Origin of the sequence: Gymnodinialimonas mytili, assembly GCF_037544085.1 — a bacterium.
In the GTDB taxonomy this organism is placed as follows: Bacteria; Pseudomonadota; Alphaproteobacteria; order Rhodobacterales; family Rhodobacteraceae; genus Gymnodinialimonas; species Gymnodinialimonas mytili.
Map to the genome: position 1 here is coordinate 80,525 of NZ_JBBIFW010000005.1, position 22,392 is coordinate 102,916.

Below are 22,392 nucleotides of genomic sequence, written 5' to 3' on the forward strand. Positions count from 1 at the left end.
TCTGATCGCCGGATCGGATGGATTTTTTCACGACTTGCTGCGATTTTAGGCAGATCAAACCTGCCATCTGCATCCAAAACTCCCATATGGGCCGGTATTGCGCGGGTTTTCCCCGCGGCAAGGCTGCGCTATAGCGCGCAGGGACGAGACCCGAAGACGGGCGCATGACGCGGTTGGCGAGGAGCGATATGACCAAAAAAACCCATGATCAGGATGTGGCCTTCATTGAGGCCTTGGCTGAGCTCCTGCGGAAAAATGACCTGACCGAGCTGCATGTGAAACGCGAATACGGCGAAGCCGACTGGCTGAATGTTCGCGTCGCCCGTCAGCAACCTGGCGCCCCGGTGGTTATGCAGGCCGCGCCCTCCGCCCCTGCCCCTGTCGCGCCATCCGCCGCCCCTGCAGCCGCATCGCCCGCCGAGACCGCTGCGGCAGCGGACGATCCCGCCCAAGCGCCGGGCGCGGTGACCTCGCCCATGGTGGGCACGGTCTATCTGCAACCCGAACCATCCGCCCCCGCCTTCGTGAGTGTCGGCGACAAGGTCACCGAAGGGCAAACGCTGCTGATCGTCGAAGCCATGAAGACGATGAACCAGATCCCCGCCCCCCGGTCCGGGACCGTCAAACGCATTCTCGTCGAAGACAAGGCGCCCGTCGAATATGGCGCGCCGTTGATGATCATCGAATAAGCCGGAGGCCGGCCCATGTTCCGCAAAATCCTGATCGCCAACCGTGGCGAGATCGCCCTGCGCGTGATCCGCGCCTGCCGCGAAATGGGCATCGAATCCGTCGCGGTGCATTCCACTGCCGATGCCGATGCCATGCATGTGCGCATGGCCGATGAGGCGATCTGCATCGGACCGCCGCCCAGCCCCGAAAGCTATCTGAGCATGGCCGCGATCCTGTCGGCCTGCGAGATCACCGGGGCCGAGGCGATCCATCCGGGCTATGGCTTCCTCAGCGAAAACGCCAATTTCGTGCAGGCCGTCGAAGACCATGGGATCAAGTTCATCGGCCCTTCCGCCGAACACATCCGCATGATGGGCGACAAGATCACCGCCAAGGAAACCGCCAAGCGCCTGGGTGTGCCTTGTGTGCCCGGCTCCGATGGCGGGGTGCCGGATCTGGCAGCCGCCCGCGCGATCGGCGAGGAATTTGGATATCCTGTCATTGTCAAAGCCACCGCAGGCGGTGGTGGGCGCGGCATGAAGCTGGCGAAATCCGCTGCGGACATCGACACCGCCTTTGGCGCGGCGCGCTCTGAGGCGAAAGCCGCCTTCGGCAATGACGAGGTCTATATCGAGAAATATCTCGGTGCGCCGCGCCATATCGAGGTGCAGGTCTTCGGCGATGGCAAGGGCACCGGCGTGCATCTGGGGGAGCGCGATTGTTCCCTGCAACGGCGCCACCAAAAGGTGTTCGAAGAGGCGCCCGGCCCCTCGATCAGCCCCGAGACCCGCGCGGAGATCGGTGTGATCTGTGCCAATGCCGTGGCGGAACTGGGTTATGAAGGCGCGGGCACAGTCGAATTCCTGTATGAAAATGGCGAGTTCTATTTCATCGAGATGAATACCCGCCTCCAGGTCGAACATCCGGTGACCGAGGCCATCATGGGCGTGGATCTGGTGCGCGAGCAGATCCGGGTGGCCGCTGGGCTGCCCATGTCCTTCACCCAGGACGACATCGCGGTGAACGGTCACGCCATCGAGGTACGGATCAATGCCGAGAAGCTGCCGAATTTCGCGCCCTGCCCCGGCACGATCACGCAATATCATGCCCCTGGCGGCCTGGGCGTGCGGATGGATAGCGCGCTCTACGACGGCTACCGGATCCCGCCTTATTACGACAGCCTAATCGCCAAGCTCATCGTCCATGGTCGCGACCGGCCAGAGGCGCTTGCCCGGCTGAACCGCGCCCTGGGCGAATTGATCGTGGATGGCATCGACACGACGGTGCCGCTGTTCCACGAGCTTTTGCAGGCCGACAACGTGCAAACCGGCGATTACACCATTCATTGGCTGGAACACTGGCTGGCGGAAAACCTGGACTAGGCCCAGGGACCCGGATTTTTCTGACGCTGAACGCGGGTGCAATCTGCGGCGGGGATGAGCACCGCGCATCTTGATTCAAGTCGGTGCAATAAAAGTCATGGGTTTTTCACCGGTCACCCCCTACGTATAGGGGATGGCCCATTACATGTACCCTGACGAACGGCCGTCCCTTAGCCCAGAGATGATGGTCAGAGCTTACGCCGCTGGCATTTTCCCGATGTCCGAGGGCGCCGACGATCCGTCAGTCTTCTGGGTCGATCCCCAACGGCGCGGCGTGTTTCCACTGGATGGTTTTCACCTGTCACGCTCCCTGCGGCGCCGGGTGCGCAAGGGCGCGTATGATGTGCGGATTGATCATGACTTTGTCGGCGTGATCGACGGCTGCGCAGATCGCCAACCAACCTGGATCAATGGCGAATTAACAGCCTGTTACATGGCGCTGCATGCGCAAGGCGCGGCGCATTCCGTTGAAATCTGGGATGCGGACGGCCTGGCCGGGGGCGTCTTCGGGGTCACGCTCGGCGCGGCATTCTTCGGCGAAAGCATGTTCTCACGCCGACCCGACGCGTCAAAACTGGCCCTGGCCCATCTGGTCCATCGCCTGAAAGTCGGCGGGTTCACGTTATTCGACACGCAATTTGTCACCGATCACCTGCAAAGCCTGGGGGCCATCGAGGTGGCGCGCGCCGATTACCGCACCGAATTGAGCCATGCATTGATGCTGCCAGCAAATTTCATGGCCTTGCCGGAAAACGCGCCTCTGACGCTGTGATGGCACAGGCACGGCCAGGGGCGCGGTTTAGCCTAGGCTACGCAATTCAGCACCCAGACGTCGTAGCGCGCATGCTCCAACGCGCTGAGCGCCGGGCTTGAGGCGATCATCCAACCATCAAACAGGGTTTCGCCATTCAGGTTGAGCACCTCGACCAGCGCGAAGGCGTCCCCGTCGGGATCGGCAGATGGGAATCGGCATTCCTGAACCCGGATTGCGATGCGCCCGAAGACCACCGTTTGCCCCAGATCCAATTCGATATCCGTGGGCTGACCCAACATCTTATCGAGCGCCCGCAGCGCCACACCGCGTCCGGCCTGGGTGGGAGGACGGCTGACCGATGTGACCGGTCCGGTCACGCCGGGAAAGGTCTGAAACGTGCCTGCGGGCCCGCCGCCCAAATTCAACTGGATATCGCTGTCAGCGGTGCCATCCCCGACAATCAGACCGCCATCCTCCGACAGGCTTGGGACCGGCTCTTCGCCCTCGGGCAGAGGCGCGCCCTCGCCCAGTGTAAAGCCGTCAAATGGTTGTTCTTCCCCGAAATTATCGAATTGCTGCGCGGCCAAAGGTGCCAACCAGAGCAAAGCGGCCAACCCGATGATCAGCGGTGTAGTCTTCATTGGGTTTCTCCGCCGACAAAGCGCAGCAGCAGCGTGATCAGGCTGACCGAGGATTGGGTGTCCAGGATCTGGCCGCCATCCTCCAGGTTGAAAGGTGAACCACCGGGAATGATCTCGACGAAATAGCCACCAAGCAGGCCTTCGGAGGCCACGGCCACCGCGCTGTCATCGGGGATCTCAAATTGGTCAGACACGGTAAAGGTGGTTTCCGCCAGGAAGGTCTGCGGATTCAGATCCAACGCCGTGACAGACCCGACCTGAACGCCCGCAAGGCGCACCTCGGTGCCCACGCCGATCCCCTCGACCGACCGGAAATCGGCGCGCAGATCAAACGTGTCGCCCTGCGGGGCCGCCCCGCCGCCCGATGCATAGAGGAAAAAGCCAATGGCGGCCGCAAGAACGGCGCCGCCCGTGGCGATTTCAGCGAAAGAATAGTCAGTCTCAGCCATATCGTTGGCATAGCGCCCGATGCGCGCCGCGCCAAGGGGCGTTATTCGGGGCTCCACGCCTCGTAGTCATCCCGCTTAATCGGCTCGGCGCGGCGGATGGATCCCGCCGGTGCATAGGCCTTGGCCGTACCGGTCAGGTTCGGCAGATGTGGCTTTTCCCAGGTTTTGTGGGGTACCGGCGTTTCGGTCGGGGGCTCGTCCCAGGTGCGGTGCAACCAACCATGCCATTCGGGATCGACGCGGCTTGCCTCAGCCTCACCGTTGTAAATCACCCAGCGTTTGCTGTCGTCGGCGTTGCGATAGAACACGTTGCCCTGCGCATCCTCGCCCACCTTCTCACCATTGCGGGCGGTGAAAAGCTGGGTGCCGATCGTCTGGCCGTTCCACCAGGTGACGAGGCGAAGAAGAAAGCTGGCCATGACTGCGGATCCTGCGCGTTTGGTCGTTGCAGCGCTACATGCCCTGCCGTGCGGCGCGCGTCCAGTGCCACGGCGTCGCGGCACGCAGCAAATCTCTCCGATACGCCCATCGCAACCCAAACGCGCGTTCTGCCCCTGCGGCGTTCCGGCGGACACGCGGCCTTGCTTCGGGCCAGGCGATTGCGGCCTGGGGTCAGGCTGTTCTAGAACGCCAGATAACCACAGGGGAGTGAGACACCATGACCGACGGACCCAGCTACGGTTTCGACACGCTGCAAATCCACGCGGGCGCACGGCCCGATCCGGCCACCGGCGCACGGCAGACGCCCATCTATCAAACCACAGCCTACGTGTTCCGCGATGCCGAACACGCCGCCGCGCTGTTTAACCTGCAAGAGGTCGGCTACATCTATTCCCGCCTGACCAATCCCACCGTCGCGGTCCTGCAAGAGCGAATCGCCACGCTTGAAGGCGGCGCAGGCGCGGTCTGCTGCTCGTCGGGGCACGCCGCCCAGATCATGGCGCTATTCCCCCTAATGCAGCCGGGCAAGAACATCGTCGCCTCCACACGACTTTACGGCGGCACGGTCACGCAGTTCAGCCAGACGATCAAACGCTTCGGCTGGTCGGCGAAGTTTGTCGATTTCGATGATCTGGACGCGGTGAAAGCCGCCATCGACGATGACACCCGTGCGGTTTTCGGCGAAGCGATTGCCAATCCGGGCGGCTACATCATGGATGTGCGCGCCGTTGCCGATGTGGCCGATGCGGCTGGCATCCCGCTGATCATCGACAACACCTCCGCCACGCCCTATCTGCACCGCCCCATCGAACACGGTGCAACGCTGGTGGTGCATTCCACGACCAAGTTCCTCACCGGCAACGGCACCGTCACGGGCGGCTGCGTTGTGGATTCGGGCAAGTTCGACTGGTCGGCAAATGACAAATTCCCGTCGCTCAGCCAACCCGAGCCCGCCTATCACGGCCTGAAGTTCCATGAGACCTTCGGCCCGCTGGCCTTCACCTTCCACGGCATCGCCATCGGGCTGCGCGATCTGGGTATGACGATGAACCCGCAAGCCGCGCATTACACGCTGATGGGCATTGAGACGCTCAGCCTGCGGATGCAGCGGCATGTGGAAAACGCGGTCGAGGTGGCGACATGGCTGGAAAACGATCCGCGCGTCGATTTCGTGACCTATGCGGGCTTGGAAAGCTCCCCCTATTTCGGTCGTGTGGCGCAGGTCTGCCCAAAGGGCGCCGGCGCGCTGTTCACTTTCGCGGTGAAGGGTGGCTACGACGCCTGCATGAAACTGGTCGATTCGCTTGAGATCTTCAGCCACGTGGCCAATCTCGGCGATACGCGGTCGTTGATCATCCATTCGGCCTCGACCACGCACCGACAATTGACCCCCGAACAGCAAGAGGCCGCGGGCGCCGCGCCCAATGTCGTGCGGGTGTCCATCGGCACCGAGGATGCGCAGGATTTGATCGCCGATCTGGATCGCGCGCTGTCTGCGGCCACCGCCTGATCAAAGACGGGGGGTGGATCATCGCGCCCCCCCTTTTGCGAGCTACACAAAAGATTTAGACTGTTTTCTGCCGATCCTTGGTTTGACCTGCCGGGAAGTGTTTTCCCCGCGGGCATTCCACTGTAAGAGGGTCACTGTGGCGATTGCGCCACGCAGATTGACGATTGTTTGAGGTTTGACTTGACGGTGAATATCGCACTTCTTCTGTCGTCCGACAGCATCGCCCTGGCGCATCGCCAGACCGCGGGCCATTGGGCGATAGTGGGCGAAACGGCGCTGGATGTGCCAGACCTGGACACCGCATTGTCGGGCCTGCGCGCGCTGGCCGTGGAGCGTGAGGGCGACGATTTCAGCACTCTGCTGGTGCTGCCCGATGACCAGATCCTCTACACCTCGCTGACCGCACCCACGGGTGATGACGAGCTGACGACATTTCGGATTGAAGAGGGTCTGGATGGCCTGACGCCTTATGCGATCACCGAATTGGAATATGATTGGCGCGAGGTTGAACAAGACCGCGTGAAGATCGCCGTCGTGGCGCGCGAAACCCTCGAAGAGGCGCGTGGATTTGCGTCGAATTACGGGTTCACCGCCGTCGGGTTCCTGGCGATGCCACCAACCGAGCGGTTTCCAGGCATGCCGGTTTTTGGCGCCGATGACGCCGATACGCTGCCGATCTCTGACGAGGTGTTGGCCTTCGGCATGGACACCTACGGGATGCCTGAGCCTGAGCCGGAACCAGAGCCCGAACCTGAAGCCGCGCCCGAGCCTGACCCCGAACCGACCGCGGCGCCGGAGGCCGATGCGACACCGGAACACGACGACGCCTCGGAAACCGGGCCAGAGCGTTCGCAGGCAGAGGCGCCTGAACCGGTCGCAATCACCGAGCCGGACGCCGTCGCAGAGCCTCAACCCGACCCCATCATAGATCCGATCCCGGATCCAACGCCTGATCCAGAGCCACAGCGCGATCCGGCGGATGAGGGCACGGAGACCAACCCAGCCTTGGCCGAAGCGCTGGCCCTGGCTGCCGCGGCGCCAATCGAGCCTGAGCCTGACTTGGCCGCGCCTGATTTTGCGGCGGACCCACCGGCATTGGCGGATCCGAGCCTGACCGCGCCCGTGGCGCCGTTGCAAGAAGCATCTCCGGCGGTTGAGGACGATTTGCCTGAATTGCCCCCCGCGCCGTCGCCCGCCTCGGCCGAGGCGAAAAAGCGGGCGCGCGCGCTTCGCGGCGATATGCCCGGCCCGGTGGACGCAGCCGAAACTGGCCCAGACCGGGCGTCGCTGACCGCGCGACGCGACGCTGTCGCGCCCTCCGATCCGGGCGCTTCCACGCCACGCTTCAGCCGGGAGGTCGAGCGCCCCGCCGCCGCGGGGCCGATCCCCGGCACCGATGACGCACCGACGCTAACAGCGGAGTCCGGCGCCGCGCCGCCGCCCAAGCTCGCGGAGCAATTGCAACGCGTGCGGGCGGCCAGCAAAACACGCCCGAAAGGGGCTGAAGGTGTCACGCCGCCCGCGACCCGCCCCCGGGTCGAAATTCCGCAGCGCGATGCCGATGGCGTGACGGGCGCAACCGCGGATCGCCGCCCTTCGCCCTTCGACGAGCCGCCCGCCGACGCCTCAAACGGACGCGGCGGATTGGCGGGCCTGCTGGCGGGCCGCCGCAAGGCGCGCGAGGATGCGGCACAGCCCAAGCCTGCCGCCGCGCGCGCTGCGCAGACCGCTCCGGCCACAGGCGCGCGCAGCAATCGCCCGGCACTGTTCAGCCGCGATACCGGAGGGGCCGCACCCGCTGTCGCTGGCACCCCGACAGCACCGGAAGATGAGACATTTTCCTCGGGTCTGTTGGCCCGTAAATCGGTGTCCTCTTCTGGACCGTCATTCCGAACGGGTTTGATTTTGACCGTGATTCTGCTTGTCTTGCTGGTCCTGGTGGCGATCTGGTCGGCTCTGTTCCTGCCCGACAGCCCGGTGGCGCGGCTCTTTGGCCTGGGCAACGATCGGCCCGCGGTGACCGAGGCACCGGGTCTTTCCCCCAATGCACCGGACGTGAGTTCTGCCGCGCCGCGGTTCGGCTTTGGCGATGCCACGGATCCTGTGGCAGAGCCGTCCCTGGAGGATGAGGCTGCCGCCGATGGCATCGACCTGGTCGATGAGGGCCTGTTGGTGATCGAAGACGATGCCGCTGCGGAACCGCGCGATGTCGCCTCCGCTCTGCCGCTGGAAGCGCCCCCGGCAGAGGCGGCCGCCCCCCAAGCGGTCGCCAACTTGCCCGATATCGATGCCGATCTGGATCTGCCGCCCCTGCCGCCACTCCCACAAGATGCGCTGCCCTCCGTGGAAGAGGCCGAAGCGCTTTATGCCGAAGACGGGATCTGGACGCGGACGCCGAACCGCCCCGATCTTAGGCCCTTCGATCTGCTCGACCGCGTCTACACAGCCTCGATTGACCCCGACATCCAATCGCTGGATGCGGTGGCGTTGCCTGATCCCGAGGTCAATCCGGGCGAATTGCTCAGGCGGTTTCCGCCGCCACCCGCCTTCGGGTCAGACTTTGCGCTGACCGATAACGGCCTTGTCGCTGCCACCCCGGAGGGGGTTTTGACGCCCGAAGGGGCGTTTGTCGTTGCCGGGCCTCCCCCTGTTTCGGCAGTGCAGCGCCCGCGCGAGACGGTGACAGAGGCCCCCGTGATCGACACCGATGCGGCCATCCTAGGCACGTTCCGCCCCACGGCGCGGCCCCAGGACTTATCCGAGATCCGGGAGCGTCAGGTGCTCAATGGCTTTACCAGCGATGAGCTTGGAGAGCGCCGTCCTGAGGCGCGACCGCAATCCCCGCAAGAGGCCGCCGCCCGCGCCTCGCTTTTCGCGGGCAATACCGACGCCGCCGTTGAGGCAGCCCTGGCCGCGGATCCCGATGCGGATGCGGACGAGCCTGCGCCAGCAGCCGTGACCGGCGGGACCGCCTTGGCGGTGGCCAGCTCGCAATTGCCCCGCACGCGACCGGGCAATATCGCGCAGATCGTGGCCTCGGCCGATCGCACACCCCTTGAGGCGCCCACCGCCGTGGCTGTCGCCGCCGTGGCGCCCGGCCCCAGCATTCCGTCCAATGCCGATGTGAGCCGTGCCGCGACCGAACGCAACGCGATCCGATTGCGCAATGTGAACCTGTTGGGCGTGGCGGGCAGCCCGGCCGATCGCCGGGCGCTGGTGCGGCTGGCCTCGGGTCGGATTGTGCGGGTCAGCGTGGGGGACCGCCTGGATGGCGGACGAGTTGCGGCGATTGGCGAGACAACCCTGCAATATCTGCGCAACGGTCGAACGGTGACCTTGGAAATCCCCGGCTGACGGTCAATCGACCAAACCTCCATGTGTGATCACGTCTCGACGTAGTCCCGCCTGAGCGGGAATTGCACGCGCGCTTAGTCTGGGCGTCGCGGGCCGTCGCCTTCGGAGCTGGCGGCGCGCAGGCGTTGCACCCGGCAGACAAGGGTTTGCGCCGGTATTTATGGTTGGATTTGAGTTTTTCGACCAAGATGAAAGGGCAACGTCAGCTCTGATAGCCGAACCGGCCGCCTGGCTGGAAGGTGATGCCAGCCTTTAAAGCAGCAGAAGTACAGCGAGACCCAGAAAGGCGAAGAAGCCCACCACATCGGTAACCGTCGTCACAAATGCGCCCGAGGCCAAAGCCGGGTCGATCCGCAGGCGGTCGAGCACGACCGGTACGATGATCCCGGCAAGCCCCGCCACGAGCAGATTGATGACCATCGCCGCGGCGATCACCACGCCAAGCATCGGCGAGCCGAACCACACCATACCGACAGCCGCCATCACCACCGCGAACACCGCCCCGTTGATCAAGCCCACCCCAGCCTCGCGACTGACCACGCGCATCAGGTTCGAGCGCGTCAAATCCTTGGTCGCGATGGCGCGCACAGCCACGGTGAGCGCCTGGGTGCCCGCATTGCCACCCATCGAGGCGACGATTGGCATCAGGACGGCCAGGGCCACGATTTGCGCAATCGCCTCTTCAAATTGGGCGATCACAAGGGAGGCGAGGATCGAGGTGATGAGGTTCACAAAAAGCCAAGGAAAGCGCTGCTTGGTGGTGCCCCATACGCTGTCAGACAGGCTCGATTCCTCACCCACACCGGCGAGGCGCAGCAGATCCTCCTCGGCCTCCATATCCAAAACGATCATCGCGTCGTCGATGGTGATCACCCCCACCAGCCGGCCATCGTCATCCACGACGGGCGCGGAGATCAGATGATATTGGTTGAACGCATAGGCGACCTCTTCCTCGGGCTGATTGGCCGGGATCGGGCGAAAACTGTCTTCGGTGATGTCATGTAGCTTGGTGCCGCGGACCGAGGCCAGAAGCCGCCCCAGCATCACATATCCCGTCGGCTTCATGCGCGGATCGGTGAGAATGACGTGGTAGAATTCCTCGGGCAGTTCACCTGCGCGGGCGCGGATATGATCAATGGTCTCGCCAACGGACCAATGTTCGGGCACCGCGACGATCTCGCGCTGCATCAAACGGCCGGCGGTCTCCTCGGGATAGCTAAGCGCGACCTCAACTGCGGCGCGGTCCGCGGGGTTCAGCGCGTCGAGGATTTGTACCTGCTGGTCTTCTTCCAGGTCCTCGACAAGATCGACCACATCGTCAGAATCTAGCTCGCGCACCGCCTCGGCGATCACCTCATCGGGCAGGATCGCAAGCACCTCTTCGCGCAGACCTTCTTCCAGCTCGGTCAGAACCTCACCGTCGACGACATGGGCCCGCAGGGTCAGCCAAGCGCCGCGTTCCGCCGGTGAGACCTGTTCAAGAAGGTCGGCGATGTCGGCTGGATGCAGCGGCGCCATCAGCGCATCGATGGCGTTCAAATCGTCGGAGACCACAGCCGCTCGCAATTGCGCACGCAGGCTGTCATCCAATGCATAGGCGTCGCGTGCATCCTCGAGGTTGTCGTCGAGATCCTGTTGCGGTTCTGCCGCCATGCCGCCCCCGTTCATATGCTGCAATCCGGGCCTAACATAGCGGGTGCGGAAGGGCTATCGTGGCTGCGGCAAAATTTGGGGGCGCCGATGGGCGATCGTGTGATTCTGGGGCAGGTATTGGCGCTTGAGGGCGATCCAGCGCGGCTGGGTGTGGACAGCGCGCGCCATTGGACCCATGGCGGCGTATTGGTGCGCGACGGGATCATCGCCGGTATCGGCGATGGGTCTCAGATACGGGCGCAGGCACCCGGCATACAGGCCACAGATCACGGCGCGGGGCTAATCCTACCCGGCTTTATCGACGCCCATGTGCACTACCCGCAGACCGGCATGATCGCCTCTTGGGGTAAACGGCTGATCGATTGGCTGAACACCTACACGTTTCCCGAAGAGGCCCGCTTTGGCGATGCTGCCTATGCCGCTGATATCGCGGAGCTCTACCTTGATCTGGCACTGTCCCATGGCACAACCAGCATGGCGAGTTACGCCACGGTCCACCCATCTTCGGTCGATGCCTTTTTTACCGCCGCGCAGGCCCGCGGGATGCGGGCATTGGCGGGCAAGATCTGCATGGATCGCAATGCCCCTGACACTCTGCGCGACACGGCCCAAAGCGCCTATGATGACAGCCAGGCGCTGATCGGACGCTGGCACAATGTGGATCGGCTGAACTATGTGATCACGCCGCGCTTTTCACCAACCTCGACCGAGGCGCAGCTTGAGGCGTTGGGCGCCCTGTGGGCAGAGCATCCGAGCTGCCTGATGCAGACCCATCTGAGTGAACAGCCGGACGAGATCGCCTGGGTGAAAGACTTGTTCCCCGATGCCCGCGATTACCTAGACACCTACGAGAGGCACGGATTACTCGGCGCCAACGGGCTCTACGGCCATGCAATCCATCTGGAGCCACGCGAGATCGACCGCTTGGCCGAGATTGGTGCGGCAGTCGTCCATTGCCCGACCTCCAATACCTTCATCGGATCGGGCCTGTTCGATATGGATTTATCGGACCGGATGCGGGTCGGCTTGGCCACCGATACCGGCGGCGGATCGAGTTTTTCGATGCTGCATACGATGGCGGCAGCCTACGAAATCGCACAACTGCGCGGTCGGGCCCTGCATCCGGCGGAACTGGTCTGGCGCGCCACGGGCGGCTCGGCTGAGGCATTGGGTCTGGACCACAAGATCGGTCGCCTGGCACCGGGGATCGAAGCGGATTTGGTTGTGCTGGATTTGGCTTCAACCCCCGCCATCGCACAACGCGCCAACCGTGCGAATGACATATGGGAGGCATTGTTTCCCACGATCATGATAGGAGACGACCGCGCCATCGCCCAAACCTACATCGCCGGAATGCCCGTCAAACCCGCATGATCGTGCCCTGGGCAACGCAAACCAGCGTCCCGTCGCAATCCAGCCTGGCCTGCACGGTGGCCTGCCGTTTCGTCATGCCCAAAGTCTCACCACGGGCGATCAAGCGCGTCCCACGCACGGCGCGGATATAGTTGATCTTGAATTCGGATGTGACGGCATCCGACCCCATCGCCAATCCACCCGCAAAGGCCAGGGCAATATCCGCCATAGCGGCCAATACACCCCCATGGGCGATGCCATGTTGCTGACGGTGCTTTGCCGCCAGATCCAGAGCAAACGACGCGCCGTTTTCCGAAACCTCCAGGATTTCGGCCCCCAAAAGCTGGCTGAAGGGTTGCGCATCAAGGATCTGTTTGGCGAAATCGTAGCGTGTCATGGCGCTATGCTGCGGGGCTTAAGGCGAATTGCCAAGCCATCGCGCGCAATGTGCCGTAACGTCGTTCAGGCCGCCGCCTCCACCGCGCCGACGATATCGTCGACCACGGCGGCCATCAGCGCCTCATCCTCGGCCTCGGCCATGACACGGATCAACGGCTCTGTCCCCGATTTGCGGATCAATAGGCGCCCGGCGCCTTCCAGCCGCGCCTCACCGGCGCGGATCGCCGCCTGCACGCCATCGGTTTCCAGCGGTGTAGCACCGACTGAATAACGCACGTTTTTCAGCAATTGTGGTACCGTTTCGAACCGGCGCGCAAGCACGCTGGCGGGCTCGCCGGATCCGACCATCGCCGCCAGAAATTGCAGACCGGCCATCAAACCATCGCCCGTTGTCGCATAATCCGTCATGACGATATGGCCCGATTGCTCGCCGCCAAGGTTCAGACCTTTCGAGCGCATCGCCTCCACCACATAACGGTCGCCCACCGCGGTGCGGTGAAGCGCGATCCCTTGCCCCTTCAGATGCCGTTCAAGCCCCAGATTGGACATCACCGTGGCCGCCAACATGCCACCGCGCAAGCGACCTTCACGGGCCCAGCGTTCTGCGAACAACGCCATGATCTGGTCGCCATCGGCCACCTGCCCGGCCTCATCGATCAGGATCACCCGGTCAGCGTCACCATCCAGGCAGATGCCGACATCCGCCCCGGTTTCCCGGATCAGCGCAGCGGCAGCCTCGGGCTTGGTAGAGCCACAGCCATCGTTGATATTGTGGCCGTTTGGCGCAACGCCCATCGGGATGACCTCGGCGCCCAATTCCCAAAGCACCTCAGGCGCGGTGCGATAAGCCGCGCCATTGGCGCAATCGCAGACCACCTTTAATCCATCCAGGCGAATACCCGGCGGCAGGGTGGATTTCACCCGCTCATTGTAGCGGAACCGCCCGTCATAGACATGCTTGGCGCGTCCGATCTCATTGGCGGGCGCCGGGGGGATATCGGTGACCATCATCGCCTCGATCTCAGCCTCGGCCTCATCGCTAAGCTTGAAGCCATCGGGGCCAAACAGCTTGATGCCATTATCCTCCGCCGGGTTGTGGCTGGCCGATATCATGATCCCCAGATCGGCCCGCAACGACGGCGTCAGCATCCCCACCGCGGGCGTCGGCACCGGGCTCAGCAACAGAACGTTCATCCCCGTGGAGGTCAGCCCCGCCGTCAGCGCATTTTCCAGCATATAGCCCGACAGGCGTGTGTCCTTGCCGATCACCACCCGGTTGCCCGCGCTGCCATCACGGCGGAAGTATCGCCCGGCTGCGGCGCCAAGGCGCAACGCCATATCGGCAGTCATCGGATGGCTATTGGCGCGTCCGCGCACCCCATCGGTGCCAAAAAGGGTTCGGGCCATGGCTGCTTGTCCTCAATCCTACCGGCTGTCTCCTCTTGGTCGGGAGACGGGCCTTACCTACACACTGACCGCGTGGGCGGCCTGCCACAGACGGATCGCCTGCGCATGGGCCCTTATATCATGGGCCCGCAAAATTTGAACGCCCTGCGACAGAGCCCACAAGCCAACCGCCGCCGAGCCGGGCCCACGTTGCGCCGCATTGGGCTCCTGCCCGATCTTGCCGATGAAGCCCTTGCGCGACACGCCCAGCAGGATGACACATCCCAACCCGTGGAACAGCGAGATCCGCCGGATCAGCGCCAGGTTCTGCGCCTGGGTCTTGCCGAAACCGATACCGGGATCGACGATGATCTGGTTTCGGGGGATCCCTGCGGCCTCAGCCTGGGCGACGGCGGCGGCGAGCCCGTCATAGACATCGAGCAAGATGTCGGCATAGGCGCGCTCGGCCTGGCCCTGCATCGTTTCGGGGGTGCCGATGGAATGCATCACGATCAGCGGCGCACCCGCTTGCGCCGTCACATCAGCAAGGGCCGGATCAAACCTCAGACCCGAGACATCGTTGATCATGTTGTCCCCAGCGGCCAGTCCGGCCTGAGCAACCACAGCTTTGCGGGTGTCGAGGCTTAGGGGCAGATCAAGTGCCGCGCGCAATCCCGCGATCACCGGAGCGATACGGTCGGCCTCTTCCGAGGAAGGGACCTCAACCGCACCGGGCCGGGTGGATTCACCACCGATATCCAACAGATCGGCCCCGTCAGCCGCCAGGGATTTCCCATGTGCAACAGCCGCTTCGGCCCGATGATACTGCCCCCCATCCGAAAAACTGTCTGGCGTGACATTCACAATGCCCATCAAACGCGGCTGGTCGAAGGCAATGCCCGCAATCGCAGCGCGCGCCGTGCTCAGGGTCGCAAGATGAACCGGGTCGCAGGCGCTGATCGGTAGGATTTCAGGCGGCGCATCGCGCGATAAACACTCGACGCGGTCAAACCAGCCCGGGCCGCCAGCCAATGGCAGCGCCTCGGGCGGACGGGCGGGATCTAAGCTGGGGATCGGACGAACATACTTGGCCATGGGCTCGGCTATCGTGCCGGGCCACAAAGGACAAGTCAGGCGAAAATTTCGTCAAAGTCAGATACATTCACCTCTCGTACACCAACGCGTGATCTGCGACGGTAGAAAAATGAACGATTCGTTTCAGTTTCGCACGACACGCCTGTCAGGCCGCCCCCCTCGCCCCATGGCGTTGGGCATCTATGAACGTCTGTTTGGCAGCAAGGCAGAGGGAGATCTGGATCGGGACATCCAAGATTGGGGGCGGCATCGCATCGCGCCGTGGACACTGGTCCATGCGGGACACGAGGTCGGCGTCGGCGGCTTTCGGATTGGGTTCGGCGATGATGGTCTAGAGGTGCTGTTCCACTTCGTGCCCGAAGTCTGGGGCCAGGGGCTGGCCGGCGAATTCCTGACGTCAGCGCTGGATCACGCACGGCAAACGTTGCGCGAGGATCGTTTCTTTGGGCGCGTTGCGGATGTGGCAGGCGCCTCCCATCGGGTGATGCAAAAGGCCGGGTTCCACGATACCGGCCCCGACGAATCCGGTGGCCGGTTGATGCGGCTTAAGTAAGCGGCGGCATCGCATCAAAGGCACAGATCTGCGCAGCCGGAAGGCTTTTATCTCCCAACGATATCAGCATTTTGGCATCAAATTCCCGAGCCAGCCAAGCCGCCAAAGCGCCCGGCGCAGTTACCTCGGGGCCTGGTCCATCCACCGCGTCCAGTACCAGCTTTGACGGGGCCCAAACGCTGATTTGGCCCGCCCGCATGGCGAATTCCAGCTCCGTCCGGCTATCTACCACAACACAGCGCGGGTCACGGGCGGCCAAGACCCAGGCGCCCTGCTCGATCGCGAGCAGATCGATCCGCCGCTGCGGCATCGGGTGGTCCACCATGGGGCGCGGCAGATCGGGCGCGTCGACACATAAGATCACAGGCGCATCGGCCCCGTCCAAATGGTCGAGCAGAGCCGTCAGATCGGGCCGCGCCATCGCCGCATTGGACAAAAACACCACCAGCGGATGGGGCGCCGCATCGGCCATCAGACGTAGATGGCCCTGGCCCTTCGGCGCCTCGCGCACGATTTCGACGCCCAAGGTGAAAGGCCCCCGGTCGAGCTTTCCAATTCGCACGAAAACGCGCGCGGCAAGCGGATGGGCCAGCACCCCATCGGCAATCCGGGCGGCCAGAGTCTCAAGGAGGTTCACGCGTTCGGCGGCCAGGGCGACATCAATCGCCTCGACAATCGTGTCATAGCTCAGGATGCCATCGACATCGTCGGTGGCGCTCTCGGCGCGCGTCGCCACCTCGACCACCACATCGAAGCGGATCGATTGGGTCACGCCCCGTTCCGCTTGAAACGCGCCGATTTCGACCTCGCGAATATGGTCGGTCATCGAAATACGGTCGCGCGGCGGGCCACCGGCAGTGGCCTTGGCGCGTTCAGACGGGTGCCCAAAGGCCTGTGAAATCTCGTCGCTCATGCTGCCCGTCTATCACGGGCGCTGACGTGTGCTACGTCCAGCTTGTCGCGGCCATAGGGCCAGCAGCTAGTAGCTTTGGCGATAAAACCGGTGAATGCCGAATTCGGCCGTACGGGGATAGAGACGCGCCCAATTCGGGTTCACCCAATCGGCGTGGTAGTGGGTGGCGCCCAAGGTCAGATCCCGGTTGCCGCCCTCCATCATGATCCGCGCGATATGGCCCAGACGATACCATGCCGCGCGATCATTGATCTCTTCGCTGGCACTATCGCAGGTATAGGTGAATTGGCAGGCATATTGCCGTCCCGTACCCTGATTCACCACGCTACAGATCGAATTGGGATAGTTCGGGTGATCGACACGGTTCAAAATCACCTCAGCCACGGCGTATTGGCCTTCGACAGGCTCGCCGCGGGCTTCGAAATACAGCGCTTCCGTCAGGCAATACCATTGGGCGTCACCGTCCGACGGCCCCATTGCGGTCAACGCCGCATGATCCATGACACGACTGTCATCGCCGCGTGCCTCATCATTGTAAGGAGAGGCAATACGGCGCAAGCGTCGCTCTGTCAGGCCCGACAAAGACTGTGCCTCGACGCCCATCAGCTGATCCAAAATGCCTGACAACCCTTCAGCTGCCGCCGAGGTCGAGCGTGTCACCTCCAACGCGCTCATGTTCTGAGCGTTTGCAGGCATCGTCGTGACACCCACATACGCAATCAAGCCTAACAGACCTGCGCCAAGCGCAGATGTGGTTGAGGTCTTCATCACTGTCACCCTTCCAGGGAGTTTTCGGCCGACCCATTCTGCCCGCGGATCGTGCACTTTTGTCCTTGGACGTTGTGTTAACGCGAATCAGTATTTACGCAAAATTCGCCCCGAATCTTGCGGAATGCCGTTAACCAACCGCTAGGGATTGAGGTTATCAACCTTAAAGCTTTGCTTGAGCATCTTCAGGCAAAGCATTGTCTTTGATAGACAATTGCGCTGCAGCCAATTTCGCGACCGGCACCCGAAACGGCGAGCATGAGACATAATCGAATCCCGCCTTGCGGCAAAACGCTATGGAATCGGGGCGCCCGCCATGCTCCCCGCAGAGCGCGAGGGTGACATCGGGGTTGGTGCCCCGTCCCCGGGCCGCCCCCAAAAGCAACAGCTCGCCCACGCCATCTTCGTCCAGTTGGTGGAACGGGTCTTCGGCGAACACTCCTTGCGAGACATAAGCCGACATGAAGCGTCCCGCATCATCGCGACTCAGCCCGTAGGTCATCTGCGTCAAATCATTGGTGCCGAAAGACAGGAAAGCCGAGTTTTCGGCGATTTCCGCCGCACGCAGCGCAGCGCGCGGTGTTTCGACCATCACCCCCAACCGAAATGCAAAATCCACACCTGATTTTGCGCGGACCTCAGCGGCGACTGCATCGACACGGGCCTTGACCAACTCGACCTCGCGCGCGGCGGAGACCAGCGGGATCATGATCTCCGGGGTGATCGGAGCCCCCTTTCGGCTCGCCTTCGCCGTCGCTTCGAAAATCGCGCGAGCCTGCATCTCGTAGATCTCCGGGATCGTCACGCCCAGCCGCACCCCACGCAGACCCAGCATGGGGTTGAACTCTTGCAAATTCTCGATGCGCGAAGACACCCGGCTGACAGGCAGATCCAACGCCTCGGCAAGAGCGCGGATGCCGTCTCGCTCGGTCGGCAGAAATTCATGCAACGGCGGGTCGAGCAGACGGATCGTCACCGGCTGCCCCTGCATCAGTTTGAAAAGCTTGATGAAATCGTTGCGCTGCATGGGCAGAAGACGGTCCAGCGCCGCCTGACGATCACCGGGATTCTCGGCAAAGATCATCTCGCGCATCACAACCATGCGCGTGGCGTCGAAGAACATATGTTCGGTGCGGACCAGCCCAATGCCATCGACGCCAAAGCGCTGCGCCATGGCTGCATCTTCGGGTGTGTCGGCATTGGCGCGGATACCGATGTCACGTGCCGCATCGGCCCAATCCATCAGGGTCGCAAAGGCGCCACCCAAGGCAGGCTCCACCATCTCAGCCCGGCCTGCCAACACATCGCCCGAGGTGCCATCCAGCGTGATCTCATCACCCTCATGAAACATTTTGCGCCCCGGTACGGTCAGCGTCTTTTTCTTGGCGTCCAATTGCAACCGCGTCGCCCCCGCCACACAGGGCAGACCAAGGCCGCGCGCGATCACCGCCGCATGGGAGGTCGCGCCGCCCCGCTCGGTCAGGATCGCTTGGGCCGCATGCATCCCGCGGATATCTTCGGGCGAGGTTTCGCGGCGCACCAGGATACAGGGCTCACCCTGGGCGGCCATCGCCTGGGCCGCCTCGGCGCTGAATACGATCTTGCCGGTCGCCGCGCCCGGCGCCGCGGCAATACCGCTGGTCAAGACGTCGCGTTCGGCATGGGCCTTCACCTGACGGTGCAGCAGCCCGTTCAACGTATAGGGCGGAATCCGGATCATCGCCTCTTCACGTGGGATCACTCCGTCTTCGGCCAGGGCCACCGCAATCGCAACTTCGCCCCGCGCCGATCGGGGGGCGCGGACCGCGTCGAGGATCATCAATTCGCCATCCATCAGCGTGAATTCGATCTGCATTTCTTCGCGCAGACGCTGGCGCATGATCGCCGCGGCCTCTTTCAGCGCGTGCACTTGATCGGGTGCGCTGTCCTCCAGGGACGGTCCGCGCGGGTCCGTCACGATGAACTGAGCGGCCCCTTCGGTCAGCGCCTGGCGCCCCTGCCCGCGCGGCAGATAGCGCCCGTTCACCTGCGGCTCGCCGGTTTCGGGCGAAGTGAATTGCACCACACCGGCGCCCGACACACCTTGGCCCGGACCGAGGGCCATTTTTTGCACCACAAGGCCAAGCCCTGCCTCGGCCGGCGCGCCTTGGGCCTGCCGCAGAAGGCGCGCGGTCGTGCCCTCCCAGGCGCGGGCCATGGCACGCAGCACTTCCGCCAATTGAACCTTGGGATCTTGCGGAAACGGCTCGTCCATCTCGTCTTCATAGCGCGCTTTGGCGATGCGCGGCGTGATCGGATCCTCGAATGCATCGGCATCCAAACGGTGCACCTCGACCGCATAAGTCCGAATGAACGAGGTATAGAGCGCGCTGGCCACATCGGGGCCGTGGGTTTCGGTGATCCGGTCGGAGGCCGCATCGGACATGCCGATATTCAGAATCGTACCCGGCCCACCCCAATCGGGCATTTCCGAAGACGACCGAACCGACAGCAGCGCGCCATCGCCAAACACCCCGACCAGCGCCCGCAAATCGGGCATCCGCCCATCGGCAATCGCGCGCACGGTTTCGAAGCTCAGCGCCGCGGTGGGCGGCACGGGCAGATCCAGGCGCAGGATACGTTGCAGGCATTTCGCACGGTTGCCGTGCCGATGTTTGCGAATATCGGCGGTGGGCGTAATCTCGGTAAAGTCGGGTGTGGTGAGCACGGGCTCGCCTCCGGTTAACATGTGTACAAAATACAACCGGAAGTCGTTCTGTCCAGCATTGCAGATGCAAAGGTTGTTAATAATTACAAACTATTGCCGCATCTGCACAGAAACGTGATCGCTGCGACGCAGCGTGGGCGGAAACTAACCCTCTATCCGGCCAAAATCCGCCACGGCGCCAATCGTGTCGGTGATCTGATACAGCAGATTGAGGCGGTTGCGCCGGATGATATCGTTATCGGCATTCACCTGAACCGACTCGAAAAAGGCATCGATAGGCGCGCGCAGCTTGGCCATTTCGGCCATCGCCGCGGCAAAATCCTCGCGTTGCAGTGCGGGTTTGATCGCCGTTTTCGCGGTGTCGAGCGCCGCGAAAAGCGCGCGTTCCTCATCCGTCTCGGCGAATTTCACATCCGCCCCATATCGATATTCGACACCGTCCTTTTCCTCCGCCTGCGCCAGGATATTCGCGGCGCGCTTGTAGCCCTGGATCAGGTTCTCGCCATCAGCTGTGTCGAGAAACGCCTGCAGCGCCCGCGCCCGAGCGACGACGAAGGTCAGATCGTCAGTCGGAGGTTTGCTGAGCGCTGCATCGATGACATCGTGACGTACATCATCCGCGCGCAGGTGGACCTTGAGCCGGTCATGGAAAAACCCGATCAAATCGTCGCTGATGGACGGATCATGTCCTGTCAGTCGTTCGAGCCAAGCGGGTGTCTCACCGGCAATCGCATCAAGGATAGCGCGGACCTGGACACCCATCGGTCCATCGGTCGCAATAGCCGTGAAGATCCCGTCAAACAGATCCAGCTCGTCATCCGTCTCAGGTGTGATTTGATGGCGAAGGATCTCAGCATCAAACAGGCGATCTAGCTGAAGGCGGAGATTTCCGTCTGTCACAATCCGAATAACGCCCAAAGCCGCCCGCCTCAGAGCGAAGGGGTCCTTCGACCCGGTTGGCTTCTCATCGATGGCCCAGAACCCGGTGAGCAGGTCGATCTTATCGGCCAGAGCGACTGCGACTGAAAGTGGCTCGGTTGGGACATCGTCCCCCGGCCCAAGCGGCGCATAGTGGTCGCGGGCGACGTTGGCGATGGGCTCAGGGTAACCGGCCTCCAAAGCGTAGTAGCGGCCCATGACCCCTTGAAGCTCCGGGAATTCATAGACCATCTCGGAACTTAGATCCGCTTTGGCGATCCGGGCGGCCGCCTCGGCCTCATCGGCATTGGCGCCGACCAGCGGCGCGATCTCGCGCGCCAAGGCCGCGATGCGTTCGATCCGCTCGGATTGGCTGCCCAAGCGACGCTCGAACGTCACATTGGCCAAGCTCTCGCGCCACGCATCCATCCCAGCCTTCGCAACGCGCAAATCATTGTCCCAAAAGAACTTCGCATCCGCCAACCGTGCCGACAGCACCTTGGCGTTGCCCGCAATGATCGTGGCGCCCTGATCGGCGGTGTCGCGGTTGGCGACGGTGACGAAGCGTTCGATCCGGCCCGTCGCGAGATTCCGCACAGAGAAGAATTTCTGATGTTCCTTCATCGAGGTTTGTAGCACCTCGGGCGGCAGGCCCAGGAAATCTTCGCCAATCTCACCCATCAGCACGACAGGCCATTCCACCAGGCCCGCGACTTCGGCCAACAAGCCCTTATCGTCCACGACCTCCAGCCCGTTGGCGAAGGCAAGATTGGTGGCATCGTTCCAGATCGTTTCGGCGCGATCCTGGGCGGATAAAACAACATACGCCTTGCGCAATTTGGCGGCGTAATCATCGAAACTCGATACTGCGATCTCGCCCGGCGCCATGAAGCGGTGGCCTTGCGTGACATTGCCCGCCGCAATGCCGTCCACGTCGAACGGCACCACCTCGGCGCCATCTTCGCGGGTCAGAACGCAGAGGATCGATTGCAACGGGCGCACCCACCGCAACGACCCGCTGCCCCAGCGCATCGACTTTGGCCAAGGGAAGGTCCGGATGACCTTCGGCACGACGTCGGCGATGATTTCGGAGGCACCGCGGCCTTCGGTCGTCACCTTCGCATAGTAAAACGTGCCCTTCTTGTCCTCGCGCTCTTCCAACGCATCGCGCGCGACGCCCGCGCCCCGCAAGAAGCCCTCGACCGCCTTATCGGGCGCGCCGACCTTGGGCCCGCGCCGCTCTTCGGTGGTGGTGGGCGAGGCCTCCGACAGACCTTCGAGCGTCAGGGTCAGACGGCGGGGCGTCGCAAAAGCACCGGCGCTGGTATAGGTCAGGCCAGCCTCGACCAGCCCCCCCGTCACCAGCCGCTTTAGATCATCGGCGGCTTTGGCTTGCATCCGGGCGGGGATCTCTTCGGAGAAGAGTTCAAGCAGAAGGTCAGGCATT

General features: G+C 63.1%; 18 protein-coding genes. 7 read left to right on the forward strand and 11 right to left on the reverse strand.

Annotated elements, in window-relative coordinates:
- Positions 1–188 precede the first annotated feature (188 nt).
- From accB to aat, 3 genes are all read left to right on the forward strand, one after another.
- The gene (gene accB / locus V8J82_RS18585; RefSeq protein WP_339977457.1) at positions 189–689 is read left to right on the forward strand and encodes an acetyl-CoA carboxylase biotin carboxyl carrier protein; all 501 of its coding nucleotides are present in this window, start codon (positions 189–191) and stop codon (positions 687–689) included.
- 15 nt (positions 690–704) lie between these two features.
- Entirely contained in the window at positions 705–2,051 is a 1,347-nt protein-coding gene (accC, locus tag V8J82_RS18590) for an acetyl-CoA carboxylase biotin carboxylase subunit (RefSeq protein WP_339977458.1), read from the forward strand.
- A 133-nt stretch (positions 2,052–2,184) separates the two neighbouring features.
- The gene (aat, locus tag V8J82_RS18595; protein ID WP_339977459.1) at positions 2,185–2,823 is read left to right on the forward strand and encodes a leucyl/phenylalanyl-tRNA--protein transferase; all 639 of its coding nucleotides are present in this window, start codon (positions 2,185–2,187) and stop codon (positions 2,821–2,823) included.
- A 32-nt stretch (positions 2,824–2,855) separates the two neighbouring features.
- Here the strand turns inward: aat and V8J82_RS18600 are convergent, their stop codons facing one another.
- Genes V8J82_RS18600 through V8J82_RS18610 form a run of 3 tightly spaced genes read right to left on the reverse strand, consistent with a single transcriptional unit; the run spans position 2,856 to position 4,314 of the window.
- Positions 2,856–3,446 carry a DUF2155 domain-containing protein gene (locus V8J82_RS18600; RefSeq protein ID WP_339977460.1) on the reverse strand — a complete coding sequence of 197 codons (591 nt, stop codon included), beginning with the start codon at positions 3,444–3,446 and terminating at the stop codon, positions 2,856–2,858.
- Positions 3,443–3,895 (reverse strand): outer membrane lipid asymmetry maintenance protein MlaD, encoded by a 453-nt coding sequence (gene mlaD / locus V8J82_RS18605; protein WP_339977461.1) that lies wholly within the window; start codon positions 3,893–3,895, stop codon positions 3,443–3,445. Before mlaD ends, V8J82_RS18600 begins: the two co-directional genes overlap by 4 nt.
- Positions 3,896–3,936: 41 nt before the next feature.
- A complete protein-coding gene (locus V8J82_RS18610) occupies positions 3,937–4,314 on the reverse strand; it encodes an NADH:ubiquinone oxidoreductase subunit NDUFA12 (protein WP_339977462.1) in 378 nt (125 codons plus the stop codon).
- Positions 4,315–4,553: 239 nt separating this feature from the next.
- Between V8J82_RS18610 and V8J82_RS18615 the strand changes: the two genes are divergently transcribed.
- Positions 4,554–5,846: an O-acetylhomoserine aminocarboxypropyltransferase/cysteine synthase family protein gene (locus V8J82_RS18615; RefSeq protein ID WP_339977463.1), complete on the forward strand. Its 1,293-nt coding sequence runs from the start codon at positions 4,554–4,556 to the stop codon at positions 5,844–5,846.
- 186 nt (positions 5,847–6,032) lie between these two features.
- The gene (locus V8J82_RS18620) at positions 6,033–9,200 is read left to right on the forward strand and encodes a hypothetical protein (RefSeq protein WP_339977464.1); all 3,168 of its coding nucleotides are present in this window, start codon (positions 6,033–6,035) and stop codon (positions 9,198–9,200) included.
- A gap of 252 nt (positions 9,201–9,452) precedes the next feature.
- On the opposite strand, the gene mgtE is transcribed toward V8J82_RS18620, so the two are convergent.
- On the reverse strand, positions 9,453–10,853 hold the full coding sequence (gene mgtE, locus V8J82_RS18625) for a magnesium transporter (RefSeq protein ID WP_339977465.1): 1,401 nt from the start codon (positions 10,851–10,853) through the stop codon (positions 9,453–9,455).
- Between the two features lie 87 nt (positions 10,854–10,940).
- Between mgtE and guaD the strand changes: the two genes are divergently transcribed.
- Positions 10,941–12,227, forward strand: a complete 1,287-nt coding sequence (gene guaD, locus V8J82_RS18630; protein ID WP_339977467.1) for a guanine deaminase — start codon at positions 10,941–10,943, stop codon at positions 12,225–12,227.
- On the opposite strand, the gene V8J82_RS18635 is transcribed toward guaD, so the two are convergent.
- From V8J82_RS18635 to folP, 3 genes are all read right to left on the reverse strand, one after another.
- Complete coding sequence (locus V8J82_RS18635; RefSeq protein WP_339977469.1) at positions 12,214–12,603, reverse strand: PaaI family thioesterase; 390 nt, start codon at positions 12,601–12,603, stop codon at positions 12,214–12,216. The genes guaD and V8J82_RS18635 overlap by 14 nt on opposite strands.
- A gap of 65 nt (positions 12,604–12,668) precedes the next feature.
- On the reverse strand, positions 12,669–14,012 hold the full coding sequence (glmM, locus tag V8J82_RS18640; RefSeq protein ID WP_339977471.1) for a phosphoglucosamine mutase: 1,344 nt from the start codon (positions 14,010–14,012) through the stop codon (positions 12,669–12,671).
- Between the two features lie 57 nt (positions 14,013–14,069).
- Positions 14,070–15,086 (reverse strand): dihydropteroate synthase, encoded by a 1,017-nt coding sequence (gene folP, locus V8J82_RS18645; protein WP_339977473.1) that lies wholly within the window; start codon positions 15,084–15,086, stop codon positions 14,070–14,072.
- A gap of 109 nt (positions 15,087–15,195) precedes the next feature.
- Between folP and V8J82_RS18650 the strand changes: the two genes are divergently transcribed.
- The gene (locus V8J82_RS18650; protein WP_339977475.1) at positions 15,196–15,639 is read left to right on the forward strand and encodes a GNAT family N-acetyltransferase; all 444 of its coding nucleotides are present in this window, start codon (positions 15,196–15,198) and stop codon (positions 15,637–15,639) included.
- Here V8J82_RS18650 and V8J82_RS18655 read toward each other — a convergent pair.
- The 4 genes from V8J82_RS18655 to glyS all read right to left on the reverse strand — a co-directional run bounded on the left by V8J82_RS18655 (position 15,632) and on the right by glyS (position 22,391).
- Positions 15,632–16,552 (reverse strand): dihydroneopterin aldolase, encoded by a 921-nt coding sequence (locus V8J82_RS18655; RefSeq protein WP_339977478.1) that lies wholly within the window; start codon positions 16,550–16,552, stop codon positions 15,632–15,634. The two genes, V8J82_RS18650 and V8J82_RS18655, sit on opposite strands and share 8 nt — an antisense overlap.
- Before the next feature lie 66 nt (positions 16,553–16,618).
- Positions 16,619–17,320 (reverse strand): cell wall hydrolase, encoded by a 702-nt coding sequence (locus V8J82_RS18660; RefSeq protein ID WP_339977480.1) that lies wholly within the window; start codon positions 17,318–17,320, stop codon positions 16,619–16,621.
- A 163-nt stretch (positions 17,321–17,483) separates the two neighbouring features.
- Positions 17,484–20,048 carry a putative PEP-binding protein gene (locus tag V8J82_RS18665; RefSeq protein ID WP_439650087.1) on the reverse strand — a complete coding sequence of 855 codons (2,565 nt, stop codon included), beginning with the start codon at positions 20,046–20,048 and terminating at the stop codon, positions 17,484–17,486.
- Positions 20,049–20,171: 123 nt separating this feature from the next.
- Positions 20,172–22,391 (reverse strand): glycine--tRNA ligase subunit beta, encoded by a 2,220-nt coding sequence (gene glyS, locus V8J82_RS18670; protein ID WP_339977484.1) that lies wholly within the window; start codon positions 22,389–22,391, stop codon positions 20,172–20,174.
- Between the last annotated feature and the right edge of the window lies 1 nt (position 22,392).

What these genes read in the sequence shown, in the direction of transcription:
- accB (WP_339977457.1), top strand. Translation starts at nt 189, where the DNA reads ATGACCAAAAAAACCCATGATCAGGATGTGGCCTTCATTGAGGCCTTG.
- accC (WP_339977458.1), top strand. Translation starts at nt 705, where the DNA reads ATGTTCCGCAAAATCCTGATCGCCAACCGTGGCGAGATCGCCCTGCGC.
- aat (WP_339977459.1), top strand. Translation starts at nt 2,185, where the DNA reads ATGGCCCATTACATGTACCCTGACGAACGGCCGTCCCTTAGCCCAGAG.
- V8J82_RS18600 (WP_339977460.1), bottom strand. Translation starts at nt 3,446, where the DNA reads ATGAAGACTACACCGCTGATCATCGGGTTGGCCGCTTTGCTCTGGTTG.
- mlaD (WP_339977461.1), bottom strand. Translation starts at nt 3,895, where the DNA reads ATGGCTGAGACTGACTATTCTTTCGCTGAAATCGCCACGGGCGGCGCC.
- V8J82_RS18610 (WP_339977462.1), bottom strand. Translation starts at nt 4,314, where the DNA reads ATGGCCAGCTTTCTTCTTCGCCTCGTCACCTGGTGGAACGGCCAGACG.
- V8J82_RS18615 (WP_339977463.1), top strand. Translation starts at nt 4,554, where the DNA reads ATGACCGACGGACCCAGCTACGGTTTCGACACGCTGCAAATCCACGCG.
- mgtE (WP_339977465.1), bottom strand. Translation starts at nt 10,853, where the DNA reads ATGGCGGCAGAACCGCAACAGGATCTCGACGACAACCTCGAGGATGCA.
- guaD (WP_339977467.1), top strand. Translation starts at nt 10,941, where the DNA reads ATGGGCGATCGTGTGATTCTGGGGCAGGTATTGGCGCTTGAGGGCGAT.
- V8J82_RS18635 (WP_339977469.1), bottom strand. Translation starts at nt 12,603, where the DNA reads ATGACACGCTACGATTTCGCCAAACAGATCCTTGATGCGCAACCCTTC.
- glmM (WP_339977471.1), bottom strand. Translation starts at nt 14,012, where the DNA reads ATGGCCCGAACCCTTTTTGGCACCGATGGGGTGCGCGGACGCGCCAAT.
- folP (WP_339977473.1), bottom strand. Translation starts at nt 15,086, where the DNA reads ATGGCCAAGTATGTTCGTCCGATCCCCAGCTTAGATCCCGCCCGTCCG.
- V8J82_RS18650 (WP_339977475.1), top strand. Translation starts at nt 15,196, where the DNA reads ATGAACGATTCGTTTCAGTTTCGCACGACACGCCTGTCAGGCCGCCCC.
- V8J82_RS18655 (WP_339977478.1), bottom strand. Translation starts at nt 16,552, where the DNA reads ATGAGCGACGAGATTTCACAGGCCTTTGGGCACCCGTCTGAACGCGCC.
- V8J82_RS18660 (WP_339977480.1), bottom strand. Translation starts at nt 17,320, where the DNA reads ATGAAGACCTCAACCACATCTGCGCTTGGCGCAGGTCTGTTAGGCTTG.
- V8J82_RS18665 (WP_439650087.1), bottom strand. Translation starts at nt 20,048, where the DNA reads ATGTTAACCGGAGGCGAGCCCGTGCTCACCACACCCGACTTTACCGAG.
- glyS (WP_339977484.1), bottom strand. Translation starts at nt 22,391, where the DNA reads ATGCCTGACCTTCTGCTTGAACTCTTCTCCGAAGAGATCCCCGCCCGG.